2 protein-coding genes are annotated in these 309 nt (G+C 38.5%); both read left to right on the forward strand.

Translation table 11 applies throughout. The annotated features are described in order from the left end of the window. The first annotated feature begins 23 nt into the window (after positions 1–23). A complete protein-coding gene (locus tag MBO_RS10345; RefSeq protein ID WP_197972008.1) occupies positions 24–140 on the forward strand; it encodes an alpha-amylase family glycosyl hydrolase in 117 nt (38 codons plus the stop codon). Further along, positions 94–309 (forward strand): alpha-amylase family glycosyl hydrolase (locus MBO_RS08965; RefSeq protein ID WP_197972009.1); only part of this gene is annotated, 216 nt, incomplete at its 3' end. The genes MBO_RS10345 and MBO_RS08965, both read left to right, overlap by 47 nt.

Genomic DNA, 309 nt, shown 5'->3' on the forward strand with positions numbered 1-309 from the left:
TAAAGCTTATAGGGACAAAAACAATGTATAAGCAGTTCATTGATGCTTGTCATGAGGCTGGTATGGCAGTTATTCTGGATGTGGTTTATAATCATGCTACAGGAAATAATCCGCTGGCTAAACTCTTATTGGGATGGTGATAAGACTGCAAAGAATAATCCATACTTCAATGTGGAAGCACCTCATCCTTATAGCGTGTTCCATGATTTCAATCATGAAAGCCCATTGGTGCGTAAGTTTGTGAAGCGTAATCTGCAATTCTTGTTGAAGGAATATAAGGTGGATGGCTTTCGTTTTGATTTGACGAAA

This window comes from Moraxella bovoculi 237 (assembly GCF_000696305.2).
Taxonomy (GTDB): Bacteria; Pseudomonadota; Gammaproteobacteria; order Pseudomonadales; family Moraxellaceae; genus Moraxella; species Moraxella bovoculi.

Excerpts from the sequence above, each read along its gene's own strand:
- MBO_RS10345 (WP_197972008.1), top strand. The coding sequence starts at position 24 with ATGTATAAGCAGTTCATTGATGCTTGTCATGAGGCTGGTATGGCAGTT.